17 protein-coding genes and 1 tRNA gene are annotated in these 18,115 nt (G+C 67.4%); 3 read left to right on the forward strand and 15 right to left on the reverse strand.

Annotation, left to right across the window (positions count from 1 at the left end; all coding sequences use genetic code 11):
• Positions 1 to 23 precede the first annotated feature (23 nt).
• The 10 genes from rpoB to AC07DO_RS27795 form a co-directional block, all read right to left on the reverse strand.
• Positions 24 to 3,509 (reverse strand): DNA-directed RNA polymerase subunit beta, encoded by a 3,486-nt coding sequence (gene rpoB, locus AC07DO_RS27750; RefSeq protein ID WP_369211178.1) that lies wholly within the window; start codon positions 3,507 to 3,509, stop codon positions 24 to 26.
• A gap of 573 nt (positions 3,510 to 4,082) precedes the next feature.
• Positions 4,083 to 4,466, reverse strand: coding sequence for a 50S ribosomal protein L7/L12 (gene rplL, locus AC07DO_RS27755; RefSeq protein WP_479063442.1), 384 nt, complete (start codon positions 4,464 to 4,466; stop codon positions 4,083 to 4,085).
• 110 nt (positions 4,467 to 4,576) lie between these two features.
• Entirely contained in the window at positions 4,577 to 5,107 is a 531-nt protein-coding gene (gene rplJ, locus AC07DO_RS27760; RefSeq protein WP_479063443.1) for a 50S ribosomal protein L10, read from the reverse strand.
• A gap of 261 nt (positions 5,108 to 5,368) precedes the next feature.
• Positions 5,369 to 6,358: an SCO4651 family lipoprotein gene (locus tag AC07DO_RS27765; RefSeq protein WP_479063444.1), complete on the reverse strand. Its 990-nt coding sequence runs from the start codon at positions 6,356 to 6,358 to the stop codon at positions 5,369 to 5,371.
• Positions 6,359 to 6,446: 88 nt separating this feature from the next.
• On the reverse strand, positions 6,447 to 7,340 hold the full coding sequence (locus tag AC07DO_RS27770) for an SCO4651 family lipoprotein (RefSeq protein WP_479063445.1): 894 nt from the start codon (positions 7,338 to 7,340) through the stop codon (positions 6,447 to 6,449).
• A 157-nt stretch (positions 7,341 to 7,497) separates the two neighbouring features.
• On the reverse strand, positions 7,498 to 8,220 hold the full coding sequence (rplA, locus tag AC07DO_RS27775; RefSeq protein ID WP_055564539.1) for a 50S ribosomal protein L1: 723 nt from the start codon (positions 8,218 to 8,220) through the stop codon (positions 7,498 to 7,500).
• Positions 8,221 to 8,308: 88 nt separating this feature from the next.
• Positions 8,309 to 8,743: a 50S ribosomal protein L11 gene (gene rplK / locus AC07DO_RS27780; RefSeq protein WP_030782612.1), complete on the reverse strand. Its 435-nt coding sequence runs from the start codon at positions 8,741 to 8,743 to the stop codon at positions 8,309 to 8,311.
• 167 nt (positions 8,744 to 8,910) lie between these two features.
• Positions 8,911 to 9,831 carry a transcription termination/antitermination protein NusG gene (gene nusG, locus AC07DO_RS27785; protein ID WP_479063446.1) on the reverse strand — a complete coding sequence of 307 codons (921 nt, stop codon included), beginning with the start codon at positions 9,829 to 9,831 and terminating at the stop codon, positions 8,911 to 8,913.
• 77 nt (positions 9,832 to 9,908) lie between these two features.
• Positions 9,909 to 10,196, reverse strand: coding sequence for a preprotein translocase subunit SecE (secE, locus tag AC07DO_RS27790; RefSeq protein ID WP_479063447.1), 288 nt, complete (start codon positions 10,194 to 10,196; stop codon positions 9,909 to 9,911).
• A gap of 107 nt (positions 10,197 to 10,303) precedes the next feature.
• Positions 10,304 to 10,376: transfer RNA gene (locus tag AC07DO_RS27795), tRNA-Trp, on the reverse strand.
• 181 nt (positions 10,377 to 10,557) lie between these two features.
• On the opposite strand from AC07DO_RS27795, the gene AC07DO_RS27800 reads away from it, so the two are divergent.
• Together AC07DO_RS27800 and AC07DO_RS27805 are read left to right on the forward strand one after the other, a co-directional pair.
• Positions 10,558 to 11,784 (forward strand): pyridoxal phosphate-dependent aminotransferase, encoded by a 1,227-nt coding sequence (locus tag AC07DO_RS27800; protein ID WP_479063448.1) that lies wholly within the window; start codon positions 10,558 to 10,560, stop codon positions 11,782 to 11,784.
• A gap of 123 nt (positions 11,785 to 11,907) precedes the next feature.
• The gene (locus AC07DO_RS27805; RefSeq protein ID WP_479063449.1) at positions 11,908 to 12,942 is read left to right on the forward strand and encodes an adenosine deaminase; all 1,035 of its coding nucleotides are present in this window, start codon (positions 11,908 to 11,910) and stop codon (positions 12,940 to 12,942) included.
• Here AC07DO_RS27805 and AC07DO_RS27810 read toward each other — a convergent pair.
• The gene (locus AC07DO_RS27810; RefSeq protein WP_479063450.1) at positions 12,935 to 13,531 is read right to left on the reverse strand and encodes a TetR/AcrR family transcriptional regulator; all 597 of its coding nucleotides are present in this window, start codon (positions 13,529 to 13,531) and stop codon (positions 12,935 to 12,937) included. The two genes, AC07DO_RS27805 and AC07DO_RS27810, sit on opposite strands and share 8 nt — an antisense overlap.
• Before the next feature lie 88 nt (positions 13,532 to 13,619).
• On the opposite strand from AC07DO_RS27810, the gene AC07DO_RS27815 reads away from it, so the two are divergent.
• Positions 13,620 to 14,258 carry an NAD(P)-dependent oxidoreductase gene (locus AC07DO_RS27815; protein WP_479063451.1) on the forward strand — a complete coding sequence of 213 codons (639 nt, stop codon included), beginning with the start codon at positions 13,620 to 13,622 and terminating at the stop codon, positions 14,256 to 14,258.
• Between the two features lie 24 nt (positions 14,259 to 14,282).
• On the opposite strand, the gene AC07DO_RS27820 is transcribed toward AC07DO_RS27815, so the two are convergent.
• The 4 genes from AC07DO_RS27820 to AC07DO_RS27835 all read right to left on the reverse strand — a co-directional run bounded on the left by AC07DO_RS27820 (position 14,283) and on the right by AC07DO_RS27835 (position 18,115).
• Positions 14,283 to 15,401, reverse strand: coding sequence for a UDP-N-acetylmuramate dehydrogenase (locus AC07DO_RS27820; RefSeq protein ID WP_479063651.1), 1,119 nt, complete (start codon positions 15,399 to 15,401; stop codon positions 14,283 to 14,285).
• Between the two features lie 38 nt (positions 15,402 to 15,439).
• Complete coding sequence (locus AC07DO_RS27825) at positions 15,440 to 16,894, reverse strand: MFS transporter (RefSeq protein ID WP_479063452.1); 1,455 nt, start codon at positions 16,892 to 16,894, stop codon at positions 15,440 to 15,442.
• A gap of 75 nt (positions 16,895 to 16,969) precedes the next feature.
• On the reverse strand, positions 16,970 to 17,527 hold the full coding sequence (locus AC07DO_RS27830; RefSeq protein WP_479063453.1) for a TetR/AcrR family transcriptional regulator: 558 nt from the start codon (positions 17,525 to 17,527) through the stop codon (positions 16,970 to 16,972).
• Between the two features lie 159 nt (positions 17,528 to 17,686).
• Positions 17,687 to 18,115 (reverse strand): MaoC family dehydratase, encoded by a 429-nt coding sequence (locus AC07DO_RS27835; protein WP_479063454.1) that lies wholly within the window; start codon positions 18,113 to 18,115, stop codon positions 17,687 to 17,689.

Here is an 18,115-nt window from a genome sequence, read left to right on the forward strand (position 1 = left end):
ACGCGATCCGGCCGGCCAACCCGTCAGACCTCTTCGACGCTGCTCGGCTCGCGCCGGGACAGGTCGATACCGAGCTCCTCCGCCGCGCGGAAGACGTCCTCGTCGGTGTCGCGCATCTCGATGGACATGCCGTCCGAGGACAGCACCTCCACGTTGAGGCACAGGGACTGCATTTCCTTGATGAGCACCTTGAAGGACTCGGGAATGCCGGGCTCGGGGATGTTCTCGCCCTTGACGATGGCCTCGTAGACCTTCACGCGGCCGGTCACGTCGTCGGACTTGATCGTCAGCAGCTCCTGGAGGGCGTACGCGGCGCCGTATGCCTCCAGCGCCCACACCTCCATCTCACCGAAGCGCTGGCCACCGAACTGTGCCTTACCACCCAGCGGCTGCTGGGTGATCATCGAGTACGGACCGGTCGAACGCGCGTGGAGCTTGTCGTCGACCAGGTGGTGCAGCTTGAGGATGTACATGTACCCGACCGAGATCGGGTCCGGGAACGGCTCGCCGGAGCGGCCGTCGAACAGCTGCGCCTTGCCGGACGGGAGCACCATGCGCTCGCCGTCGCGGTTCGGGATGGTGTGCTGCAGCAGACCGGCGAGCTCATCCTCACGCGCACCGTCGAAGACGGGGGTGGCGACGTTCGTACCGGGGTCGACCTGGTCGGCACCGATGGCCTGCAGGCGCTGCGCCCACTCGTCCGCGAGGCCGGAGACGTCCCAGCCGCGGCTGGCGAGCCAGCCGAGGTGGATCTCCAGAACCTGTCCCGGGTTCATTCGGGACGGCACACCCAGCGGGTTCAGGATGATGTCGACCGGAGTTCCGTCCTCGAGGAACGGCATGTCCTCGATCGGAAGGATCTTCGAGATAACACCCTTGTTGCCGTGGCGTCCTGCGAGCTTGTCACCGTCCGTGATCTTGCGCTTCTGCGCCACGTAGACACGAACCAGCTGGTTCACGCCCGGCGGCAGCTCGTCGCCCTCTTCACGGTCGAAGACGCGGACGCCGATGACCTTGCCGATCTCGCCGTGCGGCACCTTCAGGGAGGTGTCACGGACCTCGCGCGCCTTCTCACCGAAGATCGCGCGGAGCAGGCGCTCCTCCGGCGTCAGCTCGGTCTCGCCCTTGGGCGTGACCTTGCCGACGAGGATGTCGCCGGCGACGACCTCGGCACCGATACGGATGATGCCGCGCTCGTCGAGGTCGGCGAGGACCTCTTCGGAGACGTTCGGGATGTCCCGGGTGATCTCCTCCGGGCCGAGCTTGGTGTCACGGGCGTCGACCTCGTGCTCCTCGATGTGGATCGAGGAGAGGACGTCGTCCTGCACGAGGCGCTGCGACAGGATGATCGCGTCCTCGTAGTTGTGGCCCTCCCACGGCATGAACGCCACGAGCAGGTTCTTGCCGAGGGCCATCTCGCCCTCTTCGGTCGCGGGACCGTCGGCCAGGACCTGGCCCTCGATCACGCGGGCGCCCTCGTCGACGACAACCTTCTGGTTGACGGAGGTGCCCTGGTTCGACCGGGAGAACTTGGCGATGCGGTACGTGGTGTACGTACCGTCGTCGTTGGTCACCGTGACGTAGTCCGCGGAGACCTCCTGGACCACACCGGCCTTCTCGGCCTTGATCACGTCACCGGCGTCGACCGCGCAGCGGTACTCCATGCCGGTGCCGACGAGGGGGGCCTCGGCGGTGATCAGCGGCACGGCCTGACGCATCATGTTCGCGCCCATGAGGGCACGGTTGGCGTCGTCGTGCTCGAGGAAGGGGATCATCGCGGTCGCGACCGACACCATCTGGCGCGGCGAGACGTCCATGTAGTCGACGTCCGTGCCGGGCACGTAGTCGATCTCTCCGCCACGGCGGCGGATCAGGACACGGGCCTCGGCGAAGTGGAGGTCGTCCGTCAGCGGCGCGTTGGCCTGCGCGATGACGAAGCGGTCCTCCTCGTCGGCCGTCAGGTAGTCGACGTCGTCGGTGACCTGGCCCTCGACGACCTTGCGGTACGGCGTCTCGACGAAGCCGAACGCGTTGACGCGGCCGTACGAGGCGAGCGAACCGATCAGACCGATGTTGGGGCCTTCGGGCGTCTCAATGGGGCACATGCGGCCGTAGTGAGACGGGTGCACGTCACGGACCTCGAAGCCGGCCCGCTCACGGGAGAGACCACCCGGGCCAAGCGCCGACAGACGGCGCTTGTGGGTGAGACCCGACAGCGGGTTGTTCTGGTCCATGAACTGCGACAGCTGCGAGGTGCCGAAGAATTCCTTGATCGACGCCACGACCGGGCGAATGTTGATCAGGGTCTGCGGTGTGATCGCCTCGACGTCCTGGGTCGTCATGCGCTCGCGGACGACGCGCTCCATACGAGCCAGACCCGTGCGGACCTGGTTCTGGATGAGCTCGCCGACGTTGCGCAGACGACGGTTGCCGAAGTGGTCGATGTCGTCGGTCTCGACGACGATCGACGTGCCGCTGTCGCCCACGGTCTCGGTCTCACCGGCGTGCAGCTTCACCAGGTACTTGATCGAGGCGATGATGTCCTCGACCGTGAGGATGCCCGCGTCGAGCGGAGCGTCCGCACCCAGCTTCTTGTTGACCTTGTAGCGGCCGACCTTCGCGAGGTCGTAGCGCTTGGGGTTGAAGTAGAGGTTCTCGAGCAGCGTCTGAGCGGCCTCACGGGTCGGCGGCTCGCCCGGACGGAGCTTGCGGTAGATGTCGAGCAGCGCGTCGTCCTGGCCCTGGGTGTGGTCCTTCTCCAGGGTGGCGCGCATGGACTCGTACTCGCCGAACTCCTCGAGGATCTGCTCGGTCGTCCAACCGAGAGCCTTGAGCAGAACGGTGACCGACTGCTTGCGCTTGCGGTCGATGCGGACACCGACCATGTCGCGCTTGTCGATCTCCATCTCCAGCCAGGCACCCCGGGACGGGATGATCTTGGCGGAGAAGATGTCCTTGTCGGACGTCTTGTCGATCGAGGAATCGAAGTAGACACCCGGCGAACGGACCAGCTGCGACACGACGACACGCTCGGTGCCGTTGATGACGAAGGTGCCCTTGTTGGTCATGAGCGGGAAGTCGCCCATGAAGACCGTCTGGGACTTGATCTCGCCGGTCTCGTTGTTGGTGAACTCGGCGGTGACGAAGAGCGGGGCGGCGAACGTGAAGTCGCGCTCCTTGCACTCGTCGATCGAGTTCTTCGGAGGCTCGAAACGGTGGTCGCGGAACGTCAGGGACATCGACCCGGAGAAGTCCTCGATCGGAGAGATCTCCTCGAAGATCTCCTCCAGACCGGACTTGGTGGGGACGTCCTGTCCGCTGTCCAGAGCCGCCTCGACACGAGCCTTCCACGCGTCATTGCCGAGCAGCCAGTCAAAGCTCTCGGTCTGCAGCGCAAGAAGGTTCGGAACCTCGAGGGGCTCCTTGATCTTTGCAAAGGAAATGCGCAGCGGGGCGGTGCTGGCGCCGTTGTTCGTATTCGCGGTCGAGGCAGTGCGCGAGGCGGCCAAGAGGGGGTCCTTCCGAGGGCTCGGACTCACTACGCGCGTACCGGTCCCAGGCTGGACACGGAGACAGACATCCCTGGTCAGGGAGAGTCGGTTCCACAGTGCTCAAGCATGGGCATGCCCCTGGTGACGGGCAGGAGGCAGCTAACAGGCAGCGCAAAGGGTCAGTGTAGCCACTCGGCCCACTGATGTCCAGTGCGGGTGTTTGAAGACCCTCGTTGTTCTCAACCCCTGCTGCAAGCCACGCCCTCGATGCACATCGATACTGCCCTCTTCGCCGCCGATCCATGCCTCGGATCCGGATCGTTGTGACGACGCGTCCTGAGAATTGCGCGCTGCGTGCGGTTCGTCAAGGCCCCCCTGCCCCGACATCACTCAGAGATCGTCACCGTCACGGGCCGTCCCGAGGCACAACGAAGATCACCATACTCGCCGGGACCGACATCGCAAGGCACCCTCCGCGGGGCGCCCGTGAACGCCGAAAGGCGACCACCCACATGGGTGATCGCCTTTGGCGACCCGTGCGTTACAGCCTCAGCCGTACGGACGGGAAAGAGAGTCAGACGACTCGTGAGGTCACTTGACCTCGACGGAGGCGCCGGCGCCCTTGAGGGCCTCGGCGGCCTTCTCAGCGGCGTCCTTGGCGACCTTCTCGAGGACCGGCTTCGGGGTGCCGTCGACGAGGTCCTTGGCCTCCTTCAGGCCCAGGGAGGTCAGCTCACGCACGACCTTGATGACCTGGATCTTCTTCTCGCCGGCGCCCGTGAGGATGACGTCGAACTCGTCCTGCTCGGCCTCGGCCTCGGCCGGAGCGGCAGCGCCACCCTGGACGGCAACGGCGGCCGGAGCGGCAGCGGTGACGTCGAACTTCTCCTCGAAGGCCTTCACGAACTCGGCGAGCTCGATGAGCGTGAGCTCCTCGAACTGGGCAAGCAGGTCTTCCTGGCTGAGCTTCGCCATGATGGGCGATCCTTCCACTAATTCGGCTGGTGCCGGGTGTATATGAAGGCGGGCGTACGTTGGGCCCGCTGTGACCGTCGCCTCAGGCGGCGATCAATGTGCGAGCCGAATTACTCGGCACCGCCCTGCTCGGCCTTCTTGGCACGAAGCGCCTCCGCGGTGCGGACGAACTTCGAGGGAAGCGCCTGGAAGAGCGCGGCAGTCTGCGACTGCTTGCCCTTCATGGCGCCCGCCAGCTTGGCGAGCAGAACCTCGCGGGACTCGAGGTCCGCGAGCTTCTTGAACTCATCGGCGGACAGCGCCTTGCCATCAAGGACACCGCCCTTGATGACGAGGTTCGGGTTGTCCTTGGCGAAGTCACGAAGACCCTTCGCCGACTCCACCGGGTCACCGGTGACGAAGGCAACCGCCGTCGGACCCGTGAAAAGGTCGTCCAGCGTGTTGATCCCGGCCTCGTTGGCCGCGATCTTGGTCAGCGTGTTCTTCACCACGGCGTACTCGGAGTTCTCACCGAGGGAACGGCGCAGCTGCTTGAGCTGGGCCACGGTGAGACCCCGGTACTCGGTCAGCACGGCGGCGTTCGAGCTGCGGAACTTGTCCGTGAGCTCGGCTACCGCGGCAGCCTTGTCGGGCGTCGGCATAGAGCGTCGGCCTCCTTCCGGGTGATGAGGACCGCTCAGAAGGGGCCGACAAAACGAAACGCCCCGGCGCAGGCGCACGGGGCGTGAGCTCAACCGAATCGCATGCGATTCAGGAGCACATCCACAGTCACCTGCGCGGGTCGTCCGCCGTTTCAGCGGATCCTTCGGCCACCGCACCCTCTTGCGAGAACACGGCAACGACCAGCGGTCTTTGGCTTCTGTGGAAGAGTACGCGAACGGGTCCGCGTCAAGCAAATCCGGTCAGAAGGCGCTGTCCGAACCGGCGCCCGAGCCGTCCTTGCCGAGCTTCCCCAGCTCCTCGAACATCTTCATCATGTCGAAGGTGTCCCCGGCCGGCGGCGGCGTCACCTTGGTCGCCGCACCGTAGTCGGAGAAGGTCTGCGACGTCTTCACCGTGCCCTCGGGGGTCTTGATGTCGATGTCCATGCGGACCGGGTAGTCGTCCTCGTTGACCCAGACCTCGGTGTCGTAGCCCTTGATGCCCGACTTCTCGATGTTCTTGAACAGCTGGTCGCGCTCGCTCTTGCCGAGCACGTCCTTCAGGCCGTCGTTGGACTCCATCATTTCCTTGACGGTGAGCCGGCCCTTGTAACGCTGGGTCTGGGCGCCGTCGACCTGCGCGGAGCCCAGGTGCTTGAGGTTCGGCGAGTCCAGGAGCATCGCGAGCTGCTGCGCCGGGTCCTGGTTCATGCTGTCCAGGCCGCCGGTCATCTGCTTGGCGAGCTTGTCGTCGCCGGCCTGCTTGGCGATGGAGTTGAGGTCCATCTTGACCCAGCGCTTGCCGCCCATGCCCTTGGCCGCCTTCGCGCCCATGTCCATGTACATGACGTTGTCGCTCCAGAGCATCCGGACCTTCTCCGGGGCCTCCGGGTCACCCTCCGTGAGCGCGGAGCCGGACACCGTCACGTCCATGACGGTCGGGTCCCAGCCCATCACGCCGGACATCTTCATCTCACCGGCGCCGCCCATCGCCTTGCCCATCTCACCGGGCGGCGTGGACATCGTCATCTTGACCTTGGCCGACTTGGCGGCCGAGGTCTTTTTGTACGCGGCCGTGATGACCTCGGTCACCTGGGAGTGCGACTGGGTCTTCCCCGAGTCCGCCGCGTTGTCGGACTTGTCGTCCGAGCCGCCGCACGCCACCGCGCCCACACAGAGCAGCGCGGTGCTCAGCACGGCCCCCGCCACCCGCTGACGTCCTCCGCGTCCCCGTACAACACCTGCAGCCATGACCCCACCCCTTGGAACAAAGAACACATGATCGACACATGTCTGTTTGGCCGAGAGTACCCGAGGGGTGGGGTGAGCAGCGCGGGGGTTATACGGCGGGCTGCTTGTTGATCAGGTCCTTGAAGCTCATGGTGTCCGACGCCGGCGGCTTCTCCACGTTCAGCTCCGTGCCGTAGTCGCTGTAGTAGGCCGTCTGCGAGAAGGTGCCGTTCTTCGTCTCGCCCTTCTCGCTCTTCTTGACCAGCAGATCGTCGTCGTCGACCCAGATGTCGATCGTCTCGGTGCTCAGACCGGCCTGCTCGAACTGCTTCTTCAGCTCGGCCATCTTGTCCGCGTCCAGGTCCGCGCTCTTGGCGGTGAAGTCCGCGACGTCGACCTTGCCCGAGTAGTGGACCGCCTTCTTGCCGCGGACCTCCTCCTCGCCGACGCGCTTCACGTCGCCGGAGGCCAGCAGCATCTTCACCGACTGGTTCGGGGTGGTGTTCTGCATCTGGTCCTGGAAGGCCTCGCCCGCGGCGCCGCTGAGCTCCGCCAGCGTGTCGTAGTCGTACTCGACCCAGTGCTTGCCGCCGCCCGCCTGGGACGCGAACGTGTCCCCCATGTTCGCGTAGAAGCCGTTCTTCAGATAGCGGTAGTCGAGCTCCGTCGCGCCCAGCTGCTTCATCTGCTGGGCCTGGGAGCCGCCGGTGAAGGTCACCGTCACATTGCCCGTGATGCCGTCGGACCAGCCCATGACGCCCTTCATGTCCATGGAGCTCACCGAGCCCATGGTGGTCGTGCCGTCGACTCGGGCGGTGTCCGCCTTGTCGGTCGACTTCTCGACGGTGCGCAGCGCGGCTATCGGGCTGAGCTTGATGCCGCCCTCGTCCTTGCCGCCGTCCGCCTTGTCGGAGGAGCCACCCGAACCGCAGGCCGTCAGCCCCGTCAGCGCGGCGACCACCGCGATCGAGAGACCGGCACGGCGCATGGTCGTGCTGTTCATGTTGTCCCACCCCTTGGCATTCATGGAGCCTGCACGCTAGCGCAGGCCACTGACAGACGTATCCGAAAGGCCCGTACACAAACAGGACGGGCCCCGCACCTCGAAAGGTTGCGGGGCCCGTCCACAGAACGCGTACGCGACGCGGCTGCCGTCAGGTTCAGACGGCGGCCGGGTCCTCCTCGGTGAGGAGGTTGCGGGTGCGGTTCGAGTCCAGCGGAATGCCGGGGCCCATCGTGGTGGTGATGGCGGCCTTCTTGATGTAGCGACCCTTGGCGGCCGACGGCTTCAGACGGAGGATCTCCTCCAGGGCCGCGGCGTAGTTCTCCACCAGCTTGGTGTCGTCGAAGGACACCTTGCCGATGATGAAGTGCAGGTTCGAGTGCTTGTCGACGCGGAACTCGATCTTGCCGCCCTTGATGTCGTTGACAGCCTTCACGACATCGGGGGTCACGGTGCCGGTCTTCGGGTTCGGCATCAGACCACGCGGACCGAGCACGCGGCCGAGGCGGCCGACCTTGCCCATGAGGTCCGGGGTGGCGACGACGGCGTCGAAGTCCAGGCGGCCCTTCGCGACCTCGTCGATGAGCTCGTCGGCGCCGACGATGTCGGCCCCAGCGGCTTCCGCGGCCGCAGCACGGTCACCGGTCGCGAAGACCAGGACCCGGGCGGTCTTGCCGGTGCCGTGCGGGAGGTTCACGGTGCCGCGGACCATCTGGTCGGCCTTGCGCGGGTCGACACCCAGACGCATGGCGACCTCGACGGTGCCGTCGAACTTGGTCGAGGAGGTCTCCTTGGCGAGACGGACGGCCTCGAGCGGGGCGTACAGCTTCTCCCGGTCGATCTTGGCGTCCGCAGCGCGGAGAGTCTTGCTGCGCTTCACTTCTGCTCCTGGTTTGTTCAGGTATGGAGTCGTGGTTCGGACCAGCGCTTGGCCCTACCACTGAGAAAGGTCAGACGGGGGAGGAGGCTCAGCCCTCGACCGTGATGCCCATGGAACGGGCGGTGCCGGCGATGATCTTCGACGCGGCGTCCAGGTCGTTGGCGTTGAGGTCTTCCATCTTGGTCTGCGCGATCTCGCGGATCTGCGCCTCGGTGACCTTGGCGACCTTGGTCTTGTGGGGCTCGCCGGAGCCCTTCTCGACACCAGCGGCCTTCAGGATCATCTTGGCGGCCGGCGGCGTCTTGGTGATGAAGGTGAAGGAACGGTCTTCGTAGACCGTGATCTCCACCGGGATCACCCAGCCACGCTGCGACTCGGTCGCGGCGTTGTAGGCCTTGCAGAACTCCATGATGTTGACGCCGTGCTGGCCCAGCGCGGGACCGACCGGCGGGGCCGGGTTGGCGGCACCAGCCTGGATCTGGAGCTTGATCAGCCCCGTGACCTTCTTCTTCTTGGGAGGCATTGCTCTCTCCGGGTCCTAGTGAGAGTTTTCAGCCAGCCACCCGGTCATCCGGATGGAGGCATACCGCACAACGATAACGGGTATAGTCGCGCGGCTAAAAACCGAGCAGGTCAGACCGGCTTTGGCAGCCCGTCTGACCTGTTCGGAGGTGTGTGTTCCAGGGAACGTCAGTTCTTCTGGATCTGGTCGAAGCTGAGCTCGACCGGGGTCTCGCGGCCGAAGATCTCGACGAGGCCCTTGACCTTCTTCGAGTCGGCGTTGATCTCGTTGATCGTCGCCTGCAGCGTCGCGAACGGGCCGTCGGTGACGGTGACCGAGTCGCCCACCTCGAAGTCCAGGACCTGGACCTCGACCTTGCGGGCCGGAGCTGGCTTGCCCTCGGCCTCGGCGGCCTCGCGGGCGGCCTTCTCCTCGGCCTCCGGGGCGAGCATCTTGACGATCTCGTCCAGGGTCAGCGGGTACGGGTCGTAGGCGTTGCCGACGAAGCCGGTGACGCCGGGCGTGTTGCGGACGACGCCCCAGGACTCGTTCGTCAGGTCCATGCGCACCAGCACGTAGCCGGGGAGCTTGTTCTGACGGATGGTCTTGCGCTCGCCGTTCTTGATCTGCGCGACCTCTTCCTGCGGCACCTCGGCCTGGAAGATGAAGTCCTCGACGTTCAGCGAGACGGCGCGCTGCTCGAGGTTGGTCTTCACGCGGTTCTCGTAACCGGCGTAGGTGTGGATGACGTACCACTCGCCGGGGAGGGTGCGGAGCTCCTCGCGGAGGGCCACGATCGGGTCGACCGGCTCGGCCTCCTCCTCGGGCTCGTCCGCGGCGGCCTCTGCGGCCTCGGCGTCCTCGACGTCTTCCTCGTCGGCGACGTCGGCGGCGGCGGTCTCGTCCTCTTCGGACTCCGCTACGGCCTCGGCGTCGCCCTCGAGGTGAAGGGCGGCCTCTTCGGCGGGCTCACCCGCGGCGGCGTCGGCAGCGTCGGCCTGGTCCGGGTCCTCGGCGTCCGCCGCCTCGACGATGTCGAGCTGGTCCTCCACGGACTCCGCGTTCTCTCCGCGAGGCTCAACGGCGTCGTTCAGGTTCGGGTCAGACACGGTGGCTGCTTCTTCCTGGATACAGAGGGGTGGAACGCGCGAAAGGGGCGCCAGGAACGGCGCCCTTCGCTATCGGCTCAGCCGAAGATGTACTTGACAGCGTGGCTGAAGCCATAGTCAATCACGGTCACGAGACCGATCATGATGACGACGAAGACAATCACCACTGTGGTGTAGGTCGTGAGCTGGCTGCGAGTCGGCCAGACGACCTTGCGGAGCTCCGCGATGATCTGACGGTAGAAGAGCGCGAGACGGCCGAAGGGGCCCTTCTTACCGCGCTTGCCGCCCTTGCGGGCCTTCCTATTGGACTCCGTCGACTCGTCCTGGGCATCAGGCTTGTCGATGGAGCCCACGGCGTCCGTCACTCGTCCTCACCTGATTCCGGGTCGTGGCCGTGCCGCGCCCGGTTGAGCCGCACGGCGGTGCATTGCAGTACGTACATGCGCACACATCCTGGCGAAGGAGTGTGTAGCAGGGCCGGAGGGACTTGAACCCCCAACCGCTGGTTTTGGAGACCAGTGCTCTACCAATTGAGCTACGACCCTTTGATTTCCCCCAACCTACCGCATCCGCTCATGTGCACGGAGTGCGCTGAGAGAAGGCGGCCGGTGAGGGCCAACGAGCAGTGAGTGTACGTGCTCTGCGGCGCTCCGTCGAACAGAAAGGGCCGCGACGGTCTTGGAAACCCGCGCGCCGGGGCCCTTTCGGGTCTGGAACGATGGGGTCATGAGCGCTGCTACTTCTCCGACCGAGCGCCGGGTGTCCGCGCGCATCGGCGCGATCTCCGAGTCCGCGACCCTCGCTGTCGACGCCAAGGCCAAGGCCCTCAAGGCCGCAGGACGACCGGTGATCGGCTTCGGGGCGGGCGAGCCCGACTTCCCGACCCCGGACTACATCGTCGAAGCGGCCGTCGAGGCCTGCAAGAACCCGAAGTACCACCGCTACACGCCGGCCGGGGGCCTTCCCGAGCTCAAGGCGGCGATCGCGGCGAAGACCCTCCGTGACTCGGGTTACGAGGTCGACGCGTCGCAGATTTTGGTGACCAACGGCGGCAAGCAGGCCATCTACGAAGCGTTCGCCGCGGTCCTCGACCCGGGCGACGAGGTCATCGTCCCCGCGCCGTTCTGGACCACGTACCCGGAGTCGATCCGTCTCGCGGGCGGTGTCCCCGTCCCGGTCGTCGCCGACGAGACCACCGGCTACCGCGTCTCGGTCGAGCAGCTCGAGGCCGTGCGCACGGAGCGCACGAAGCTCGTCCTCTTCGTGTCGCCGTCGAACCCGACGGGCGCCGTTTACAGCGAGGCCGACGCCGAGGCGATCGGCCGCTGGGCCGTCGAGCACGGCCTGTGGGTCATGACCGACGAGATCTACGAACACCTCGTCTACGGAGACGCGAAGTTCACCTCGCTCCCCGCGATCCTTCCCGAGCTGCGCGACAAGTGCATCGTGGTCAACGGCGTCGCCAAGACGTACGCGATGACCGGCTGGCGGGTGGGCTGGATCATCGGCCCGAAGGACGTCGTCAAGGCCGCGACGAACCTGCAGTCGCACGCCACGTCCAACGTCTCCAACGTCGCGCAGGCCGCCGCGCTCGCGGCCGTCTCCGGTGACCTGGTCGCCGTCGAGAAGATGCGCGAGGCCTTCGACCGGCGCCGCCGGACCATCGTGCGGATGCTCAACGACATCGCGGGCGTGGTCTGCCCCGAGCCTGAGGGCGCTTTCTACGTGTACCCCTCGGTGAAGAGCCTCCTCGGCAAGGAGATCCGCGGCAAGCGTCCGCAGGACTCCGTCGAGCTGGCCGCGCTCATCCTGGAGGAGGCCGAGGTCGCGGTCGTTCCTGGTGAGGCCTTCGGGACGCCGGGCTACCTGCGCCTTTCGTACGCGCTCGGCGACGAGGACCTCGTCGAGGGTGTCTCGCGGCTCCAGAAGCTGCTCGCCGAGGCCCGCGACTAGGACACGGCAGAAAGGTTCGGGCCGTCTCTCCTTCGGAGAGACGGCCCGTTTCTTCGTTCGGACAGGGGCCCGAAGGGGGAAAGCCGCTACCGGGACGCCAGGTGCATACGGCAAGATCCTCGAATGGAGCGTGTACGAGACGAGCGTGTACGGGACGTACGAGAACTGCCGAAGGCCCATCTCCACCTGCACTTCACCGGGTCGATGCGGCCCAGCACCCTGCTTGAGCTCGCCGACAAGTACGGAGTGCGTCTTCCGGAGGCACTGACCGGCGCCGAGCCGCCGAAACTGCGCGCGACGGACGAGCGAGGCTGGTTCCGCTTCCAGCGGCTCTACGACGCCGCGCGCTCCTGTCTGCGCGAGCCGGAGGACATCCGGCGCCTGGTGCGCGAGGCCGCCGAGGAGGATCTGCGCGACGGGTCGGGATGGCTGGAGATCCAGGTCGACCCGACGTCCTACGCGCCGCGCCTCGGCGGTCTGATCCCGGCCCTGGAAGTCATCCTGGACGCCGTCGAGAGCGCCTCGCGTGAGACCGGCCTCGGCATGCGCGTCCTGGTCGCCGCGAACCGCATGAAGCACCCGCTGGACGCCCGCACGCTGGCGCGGCTCGCGGTGCGGTACGCGGACCGGGGCATCGTCGGCTTCGGGCTCTCCAACGACGAGCGGCGCGGCATGGCGCGGGACTTCGACCGGGCCTTCGCCATCGCGCGCGACGGCGGTCTCCTCGCGGCGCCGCACGGCGGTGAACTGACCGGGCCCTCGTCGGTGCGGGACTGTCTGGACGACCTGGACGCGGTGCGCATCGGGCACGGGGTGCGGGCCGCCGAGGATCCGCGGCTTCTGAAGCGGCTCGCGGAGCGGGGTGTCACGTGTGAGGTGTGCCCGGCGTCCAACGTCGCCCTGGGGGTCTACGAAAAGCCGGAGGACGTCCCCCTGCGCACGCTGTTCGAGGCGGGGGTGCCGATAGCCCTCGGTGCCGACGATCCCCTGCTCTTCGGGTCGCGGCTCGCCGCCCAGTACGACATCGCGCGGACCCATCACGGCTTCACCGACGCGGAGCTGGCGGAGCTCGCCCGGCAGTCGGTGCGCGGTTCTGCCGCGCCCATCGACGTACAGCGGAAGATGCTGGCCGGGGTGGACGACTGGCTGGTCAGCTGATGCCCTTCAGGAGCGTGCGGGCGAGTGCCGCGGCGAACTCCTCGACGGGCTGCGGGGGCCGCTTGCCGGCCGTGGCGTCGTAGGCGAAGGCGCGCTGCGCGCAGGCGCCCATGAGGAGTGAGGCGGCCGCGAACGTGTCGGCGTCGGGGGCGATCCGGCCGGCGTCCCGCTCGGTCCGCAGGTAGGCGTCCAGGGCCTCGATGGGCATGTGGGGGCCCGTGCCCATCTCGCGCATGGAGTCCTCGTGGCGGCGCTTCAGCTGGGTCTCCGCGTACAGGGAGGCCGCGATCGGGAAACTCTCCGCATAGAAGTCGCTGGCCAGCCTTGCGATTTCGGTGAGGTTCTCCAGGACGCTGCGCTCCCCCGGCTTCTCCACGAGCTCGCTCAGGAGCGGGTTCAGCCGGGGCAACCGCTCCTTGAGCACGCTCACGAACAGTTCTTCCTTGCTCGCGAAGTGCTTGTAGAGCGCGGCTTCGGAGCAGCCCGCCGCCTTGGCGATCTCCTTGGTGGTGGCCCGGGCCAGGCCGCGGGTGAACATGAGCTCGTGGGCCGCGTCGAGGATGCGGGCCCGGGTGGGCTTCTGCTGCATGGGCCGTCCAAACTGCCTTGACGTAGGGGTGAGTGGTTACTCACTCTAGGGGGTGAGTGAATACTTACCCACCTTGGGAGGGTGTGCGATGAGGCTCACGGTGTTCGGTGCGACCGGTGGCATCGGTCAGGAGATCGTCCGGCAGGCGCTCACGGCAGGTCACAAGGTCACGGCGGTGGTGCGCGATCCGGCGCGCCTGACGGTGACCGGCGAGGGGCTCGAGGTGTTCCGCGCGGACGTCAGGGACCCGGAGGCGGTGCGCCCCGCGGTCATGGGCCGAGACGCGGTCCTTTCGGGGCTGGGTGCCCGCAATCGCGCGGATGCGGGCCGGGGACTCGCGACGGAACTCACGCGCAGCGTGCTGCGGGCGATGGACACGGAGGGCGCGCAGCGGCTGCTGGTCGTGAGCGCGGCCCCGGTGGGTCCGGAACCCGCGGACTCTCCGTTCCTGGACCGCGCCCTGCTGGGTGTGGTCGGCCGGGTGCTCAGGGACGTCTACACCGACCTGACGGCCATGGAGGCCGAACTGGCCGCCAGCGCGACAGACTGGACCTCGGTCCGGCCGCCGCGCCTGACGAACAGGCCCCTCACCGGCCGCTACCGCAAGGTCGTGAGCGGTTCTCCGCGTTCGGGGCGCATGATCGGGCGCGCGGACGTCGCGCACGCGATGCTCGGCATGATCGACGACCGGGACACCGTGAAGCGGGGCGTGGGCGTGGCCTACTGACCCGCCCTGTGCGCCGTGCCTGCCCTACAGGCTGACGCCCACCGTCACCGGCTCGTTGACCAGGGTGACTCCGAAGGCGTCCCGCACCCCCGCGACGACCTCGCGGGCCAGCTCCAACAGGTCCTCGGTGGTCGCGCCGCCGCGGTTGGTGAGCGCGAGCGTGTGCTTCGTGGAGATGCGGGCGCGGCCCTCTCCGTAGCCCTTGGTGAAGCCCGCCTTGTCGATGAGCCAGGCGGCGGAGGTCTTCACGCGGCCGTCGCCCGTCGGGAAGGCGGGCGGGGTGATGTCCGCGCCGAGACGTGCGGTCACGCGCGCGTGGAAGGCGGTGAACTCCTCCTCGGTGAGGATCGGGTTGGTGAAGAACGACCCGGCGGACCAGCTGTCGTGGTCCTCGGCGTCCAGCACCATGCCCTTGCCCGCGCGGAGCTTGAGGACGGTCTCCCTGGCGACCGCGGCCGGGACCCGGTCCCCCGCCTCGACACCGAGCGTGCGCGCGGTCTCGGGGTACTTGAGGGGCGCGCTCATGCCCTGCGCGTCCTCGAGCTCGAAGCGGACCCGCAGCACCACGAAGCGGTCGGGGTCGGCCTTGAAGCGGCTGTGCCGGTACGAGAAGTCGCACTCAGCGTTCGCCATCACGACGGTCTCCCGGGTCTTCCTGTCGTACGCGACCACCTCGGTGATCGTCGTGGAGACCTCCTGGCCGTACGCCCCGACGTTCTGGATCGGCGTCGCGCCCGCGGAGCCGGGGATTCCGGCGAGGCACTCGATGCCCGCCAGACCCGCTTCGACGGTGCGGGCGACGGCGTCGGTCCAGATCTCACCGGCGGCGAGCTCCAGCTTCGTGCCGTCGAGCGTGAAGCCCTGGGTGGCGATCCGCAGGGCGGTGCCGTCGAAGCCCTTGTCGCCGATGACCAGGTTCGAGCCACCGCCGATGATCAGCAGTGGGGTTCCTGAGTCGTCGGCCTCACGGACGGCGGCGATCACCTCGGCGTCGGTCGTCGCGGTGATCAGACGGGTCGCGGGGCCGCCGAGCCGGAAGGTGGTCAGCGGGGCGAGCGGGGCATCGTGGAGTTCCTGCACGTGCTCAAGAGTACGAGAACGGCCCCACCGGTCAGGGCGGGGCCGTTCTCGTACGTCCGTCAGGCGCTGTCGTGCGCCCCCAGGATGCTGTCGTACGTCTCTCAGACGGCGATCAGCTCGTCCTGTGATGGGGCGGCACTCGCACCGGTCCCTCCGGTCGCCCGCCGACGGGACGGGATGCAGAGCGCCGCCACCGCCGCGAGGGCCACCACCGCGGAGCCCACCCACAGCGCGGGCTCCAGGCCGTTCACGAAGTCCCACCCGGACTCGTAGCCGCCCTGTGCCGAGAAGATCGAGGACATCACGGCGATGCCGAGGGCGCCGCCGACCTCGCGCAGCGCGTTGTTGGCGCCGGACGCGATGCCCTGCTCCTGCGGCCGCACGCTGGACATGACCAGGTTGGAGGCCGGTGCGAAGTACAGGGACATCCCGATGCCGCTGATGATCAGCGCCGGCAGCTGAACGGTGTACGAGGCGTCGGGGGCCACCACGACCGCGTACCAGGCCAGACCCACGGCCTGGAAGAAGAGGCCGACGGCGACGACCGGGCGGCCGCCGATCCGGTCGGAGAGGTAGCCGGCCAGCGGCGAGATGAGCATCGGCATGCCGGTCCAGGGCAGCATGCGCAACCCGGCCTCGGTGGGCGAGTAGCCGAGGACGATCTGCATGTACTGGCTGAGCAGGAAGATCGAGCCGAACATCCCGAGGAACATCAGCAGGCTCGCGGCGTTGATTCCCGCAAAGGCACGACTACGGAAGAGACGCATGGGCAGCATCGGAGCCTTGTGGCGCATCCCGTGCCGGATGAAGCCGCCGAGCAGGACGACTCCCGCGCTCAGGCTGACGAGGACAGTGGCGCTGGACCAGCCGTCGATGGGGCCGCGGACCAGGGCGTAGACGATTCCGAAGAGCCCACCGCTGGCGAGCAGGGTGCCGACCATGTCGAGGCGCGCGCCGGGGGCGTGGGACTCGGCGAGGCGCAGCCGGGCGAGCGGCAGCAGGGCGAGCCCCAGCGGGACGTTCAGCCAGAAGATCCACTGCCAGGAGACGTGCTCGGTGAGGCTGCCGCCGATCAGCGGGCCGCTGGCGACCGCGAGGCCGTTGACGGCGCCCCAGATGCCGTACGCCATGCCGCGTTTGGCCTGCGGTACGGCCGCCGTCAGCAGGGTCAGCGTGAGCGGCATCATGATCGCGGCGCCGACACCCTGCACCGCGCGGGCGGCGATCAGCGCATCCAGGCCGGGTGCGAGCGCCGCGCCGGCGGAGGCGGCGGTGAAGACCGTGAGACCGACGGCGAAGAGCCGACGGCGGCCGAACCGGTCCCCCAGGGCCGCGCCGAACATCAGCAGCACGGCGAAGGTGAGGGTGTAGGCGCTCACGGTCCATTCGAGGTCGTGCAGGGCACCCCCGAGGTCCTCGCGGATGGAGGGCAGGGCGGTGGTGACGACGAGGTTGTCGAGTGCCGCCATGAACCCGGCGACGCTCGTGATGACGAGGGCCCAGATCATTCCCCCGCGTGAGGGCACCTGTTCCGGCTGCGCTTTCTGCTCCGGCATTGCATTCCCCTGTGGTTAGTTATTGATGACTAACTTTCATGGGCACAGAAGGAGACCCCCCGCCCCCGTACGGCTTCACGCTCTGGGCTGCGCCGAGTCGTAGAAGCCGGTCCATACCCGGTGATCGGACTGGAACCCCATCGACACCAGGACGTTGATCAGCATCCCGTACGCCAGGAACTGCGTCGTCTCGTCGACGTCCGCCCCCAGCGCGAGGCGGACCGTGTCGTACATCTCCATCCAGGCGGCCCGCAGCGCGTCCCCGAACTCCCGGTCGCCGGACGCCTCCGCGGAGGCCACGGCGACGTACATCTGCATCTGCATGAGGAGCTTGTCCGGGTCGTCGGCGATGAGGGCCTGGTAGGCCTCGCCCATGGCATGCAGGGCCTCCTCCCCCTCGAACCCCTCGGACGCGTTGCGGAAGACCTCCGTGACCTCCTGGCAGCACCGCCCGGAAGCGGCGAGAAAGATGGCCTGCTTGCTCGGGAAGAGGCGGAAGAGATACGGCTGCGAAACACCCACCCGTTTGGCGATCACCTCGGTGGAGGTGCCGTTGTAGCCGCCGCGGGCGAACTCGACCATCGCCGCGCGGATGACGCTTTCGCGCCGCTCCTCTGCGCTCATCCTGACCATGCGAGTAAGTTAGTGGCCAATCACTAAGTCGTCAAGCATGTCCACGGACGGCCACTCCAGGGCACACGGACTAGCGCCTCAGAGAATGCGTAAGGGGCGCCCTCCCGTGGAGGACGCCCCTTACCCATGCGGCCGTCAGGCAAGTTACCCGTGCAGGCGTCAGGCAAGCCGTACGACGGCCCGCGACATGCCGAGGACCTTCTGGTCACCGCTCTTCGCGAGCAGGTCGACGCGCACGCGGTTGTCGTCCATCACGGCCGCGACCTTGGCGCTGACCTCTATGGTGGCGCCCTTGTCGTCGTTCGGGACGATGACGGGCTTGGTGAAGCGCACGCCGTACTCGACGACGGCTCCCGGGTCGCCCACCCAGTCGGTCACGACACGGATCGCCTCGGCCATGGTGAACATGCCGTGCGCGATGACGTCGGGGAGGCCGACCTCGCGCGCGAACTTCTCGTTCCAGTGGATCGGGTTGAAGTCCCCGGAAGCGCCCGCGTACTGCACGAGAGTGGCGCGTGTCACGGGGAAGGTCCGGGCCGGAAGCTCGGTGCCGACCTCGACGTCGTCGTACGCAATCTTCGCCGTCAT

This window comes from Streptomyces sp. NPDC045678 (assembly GCF_056432085.1).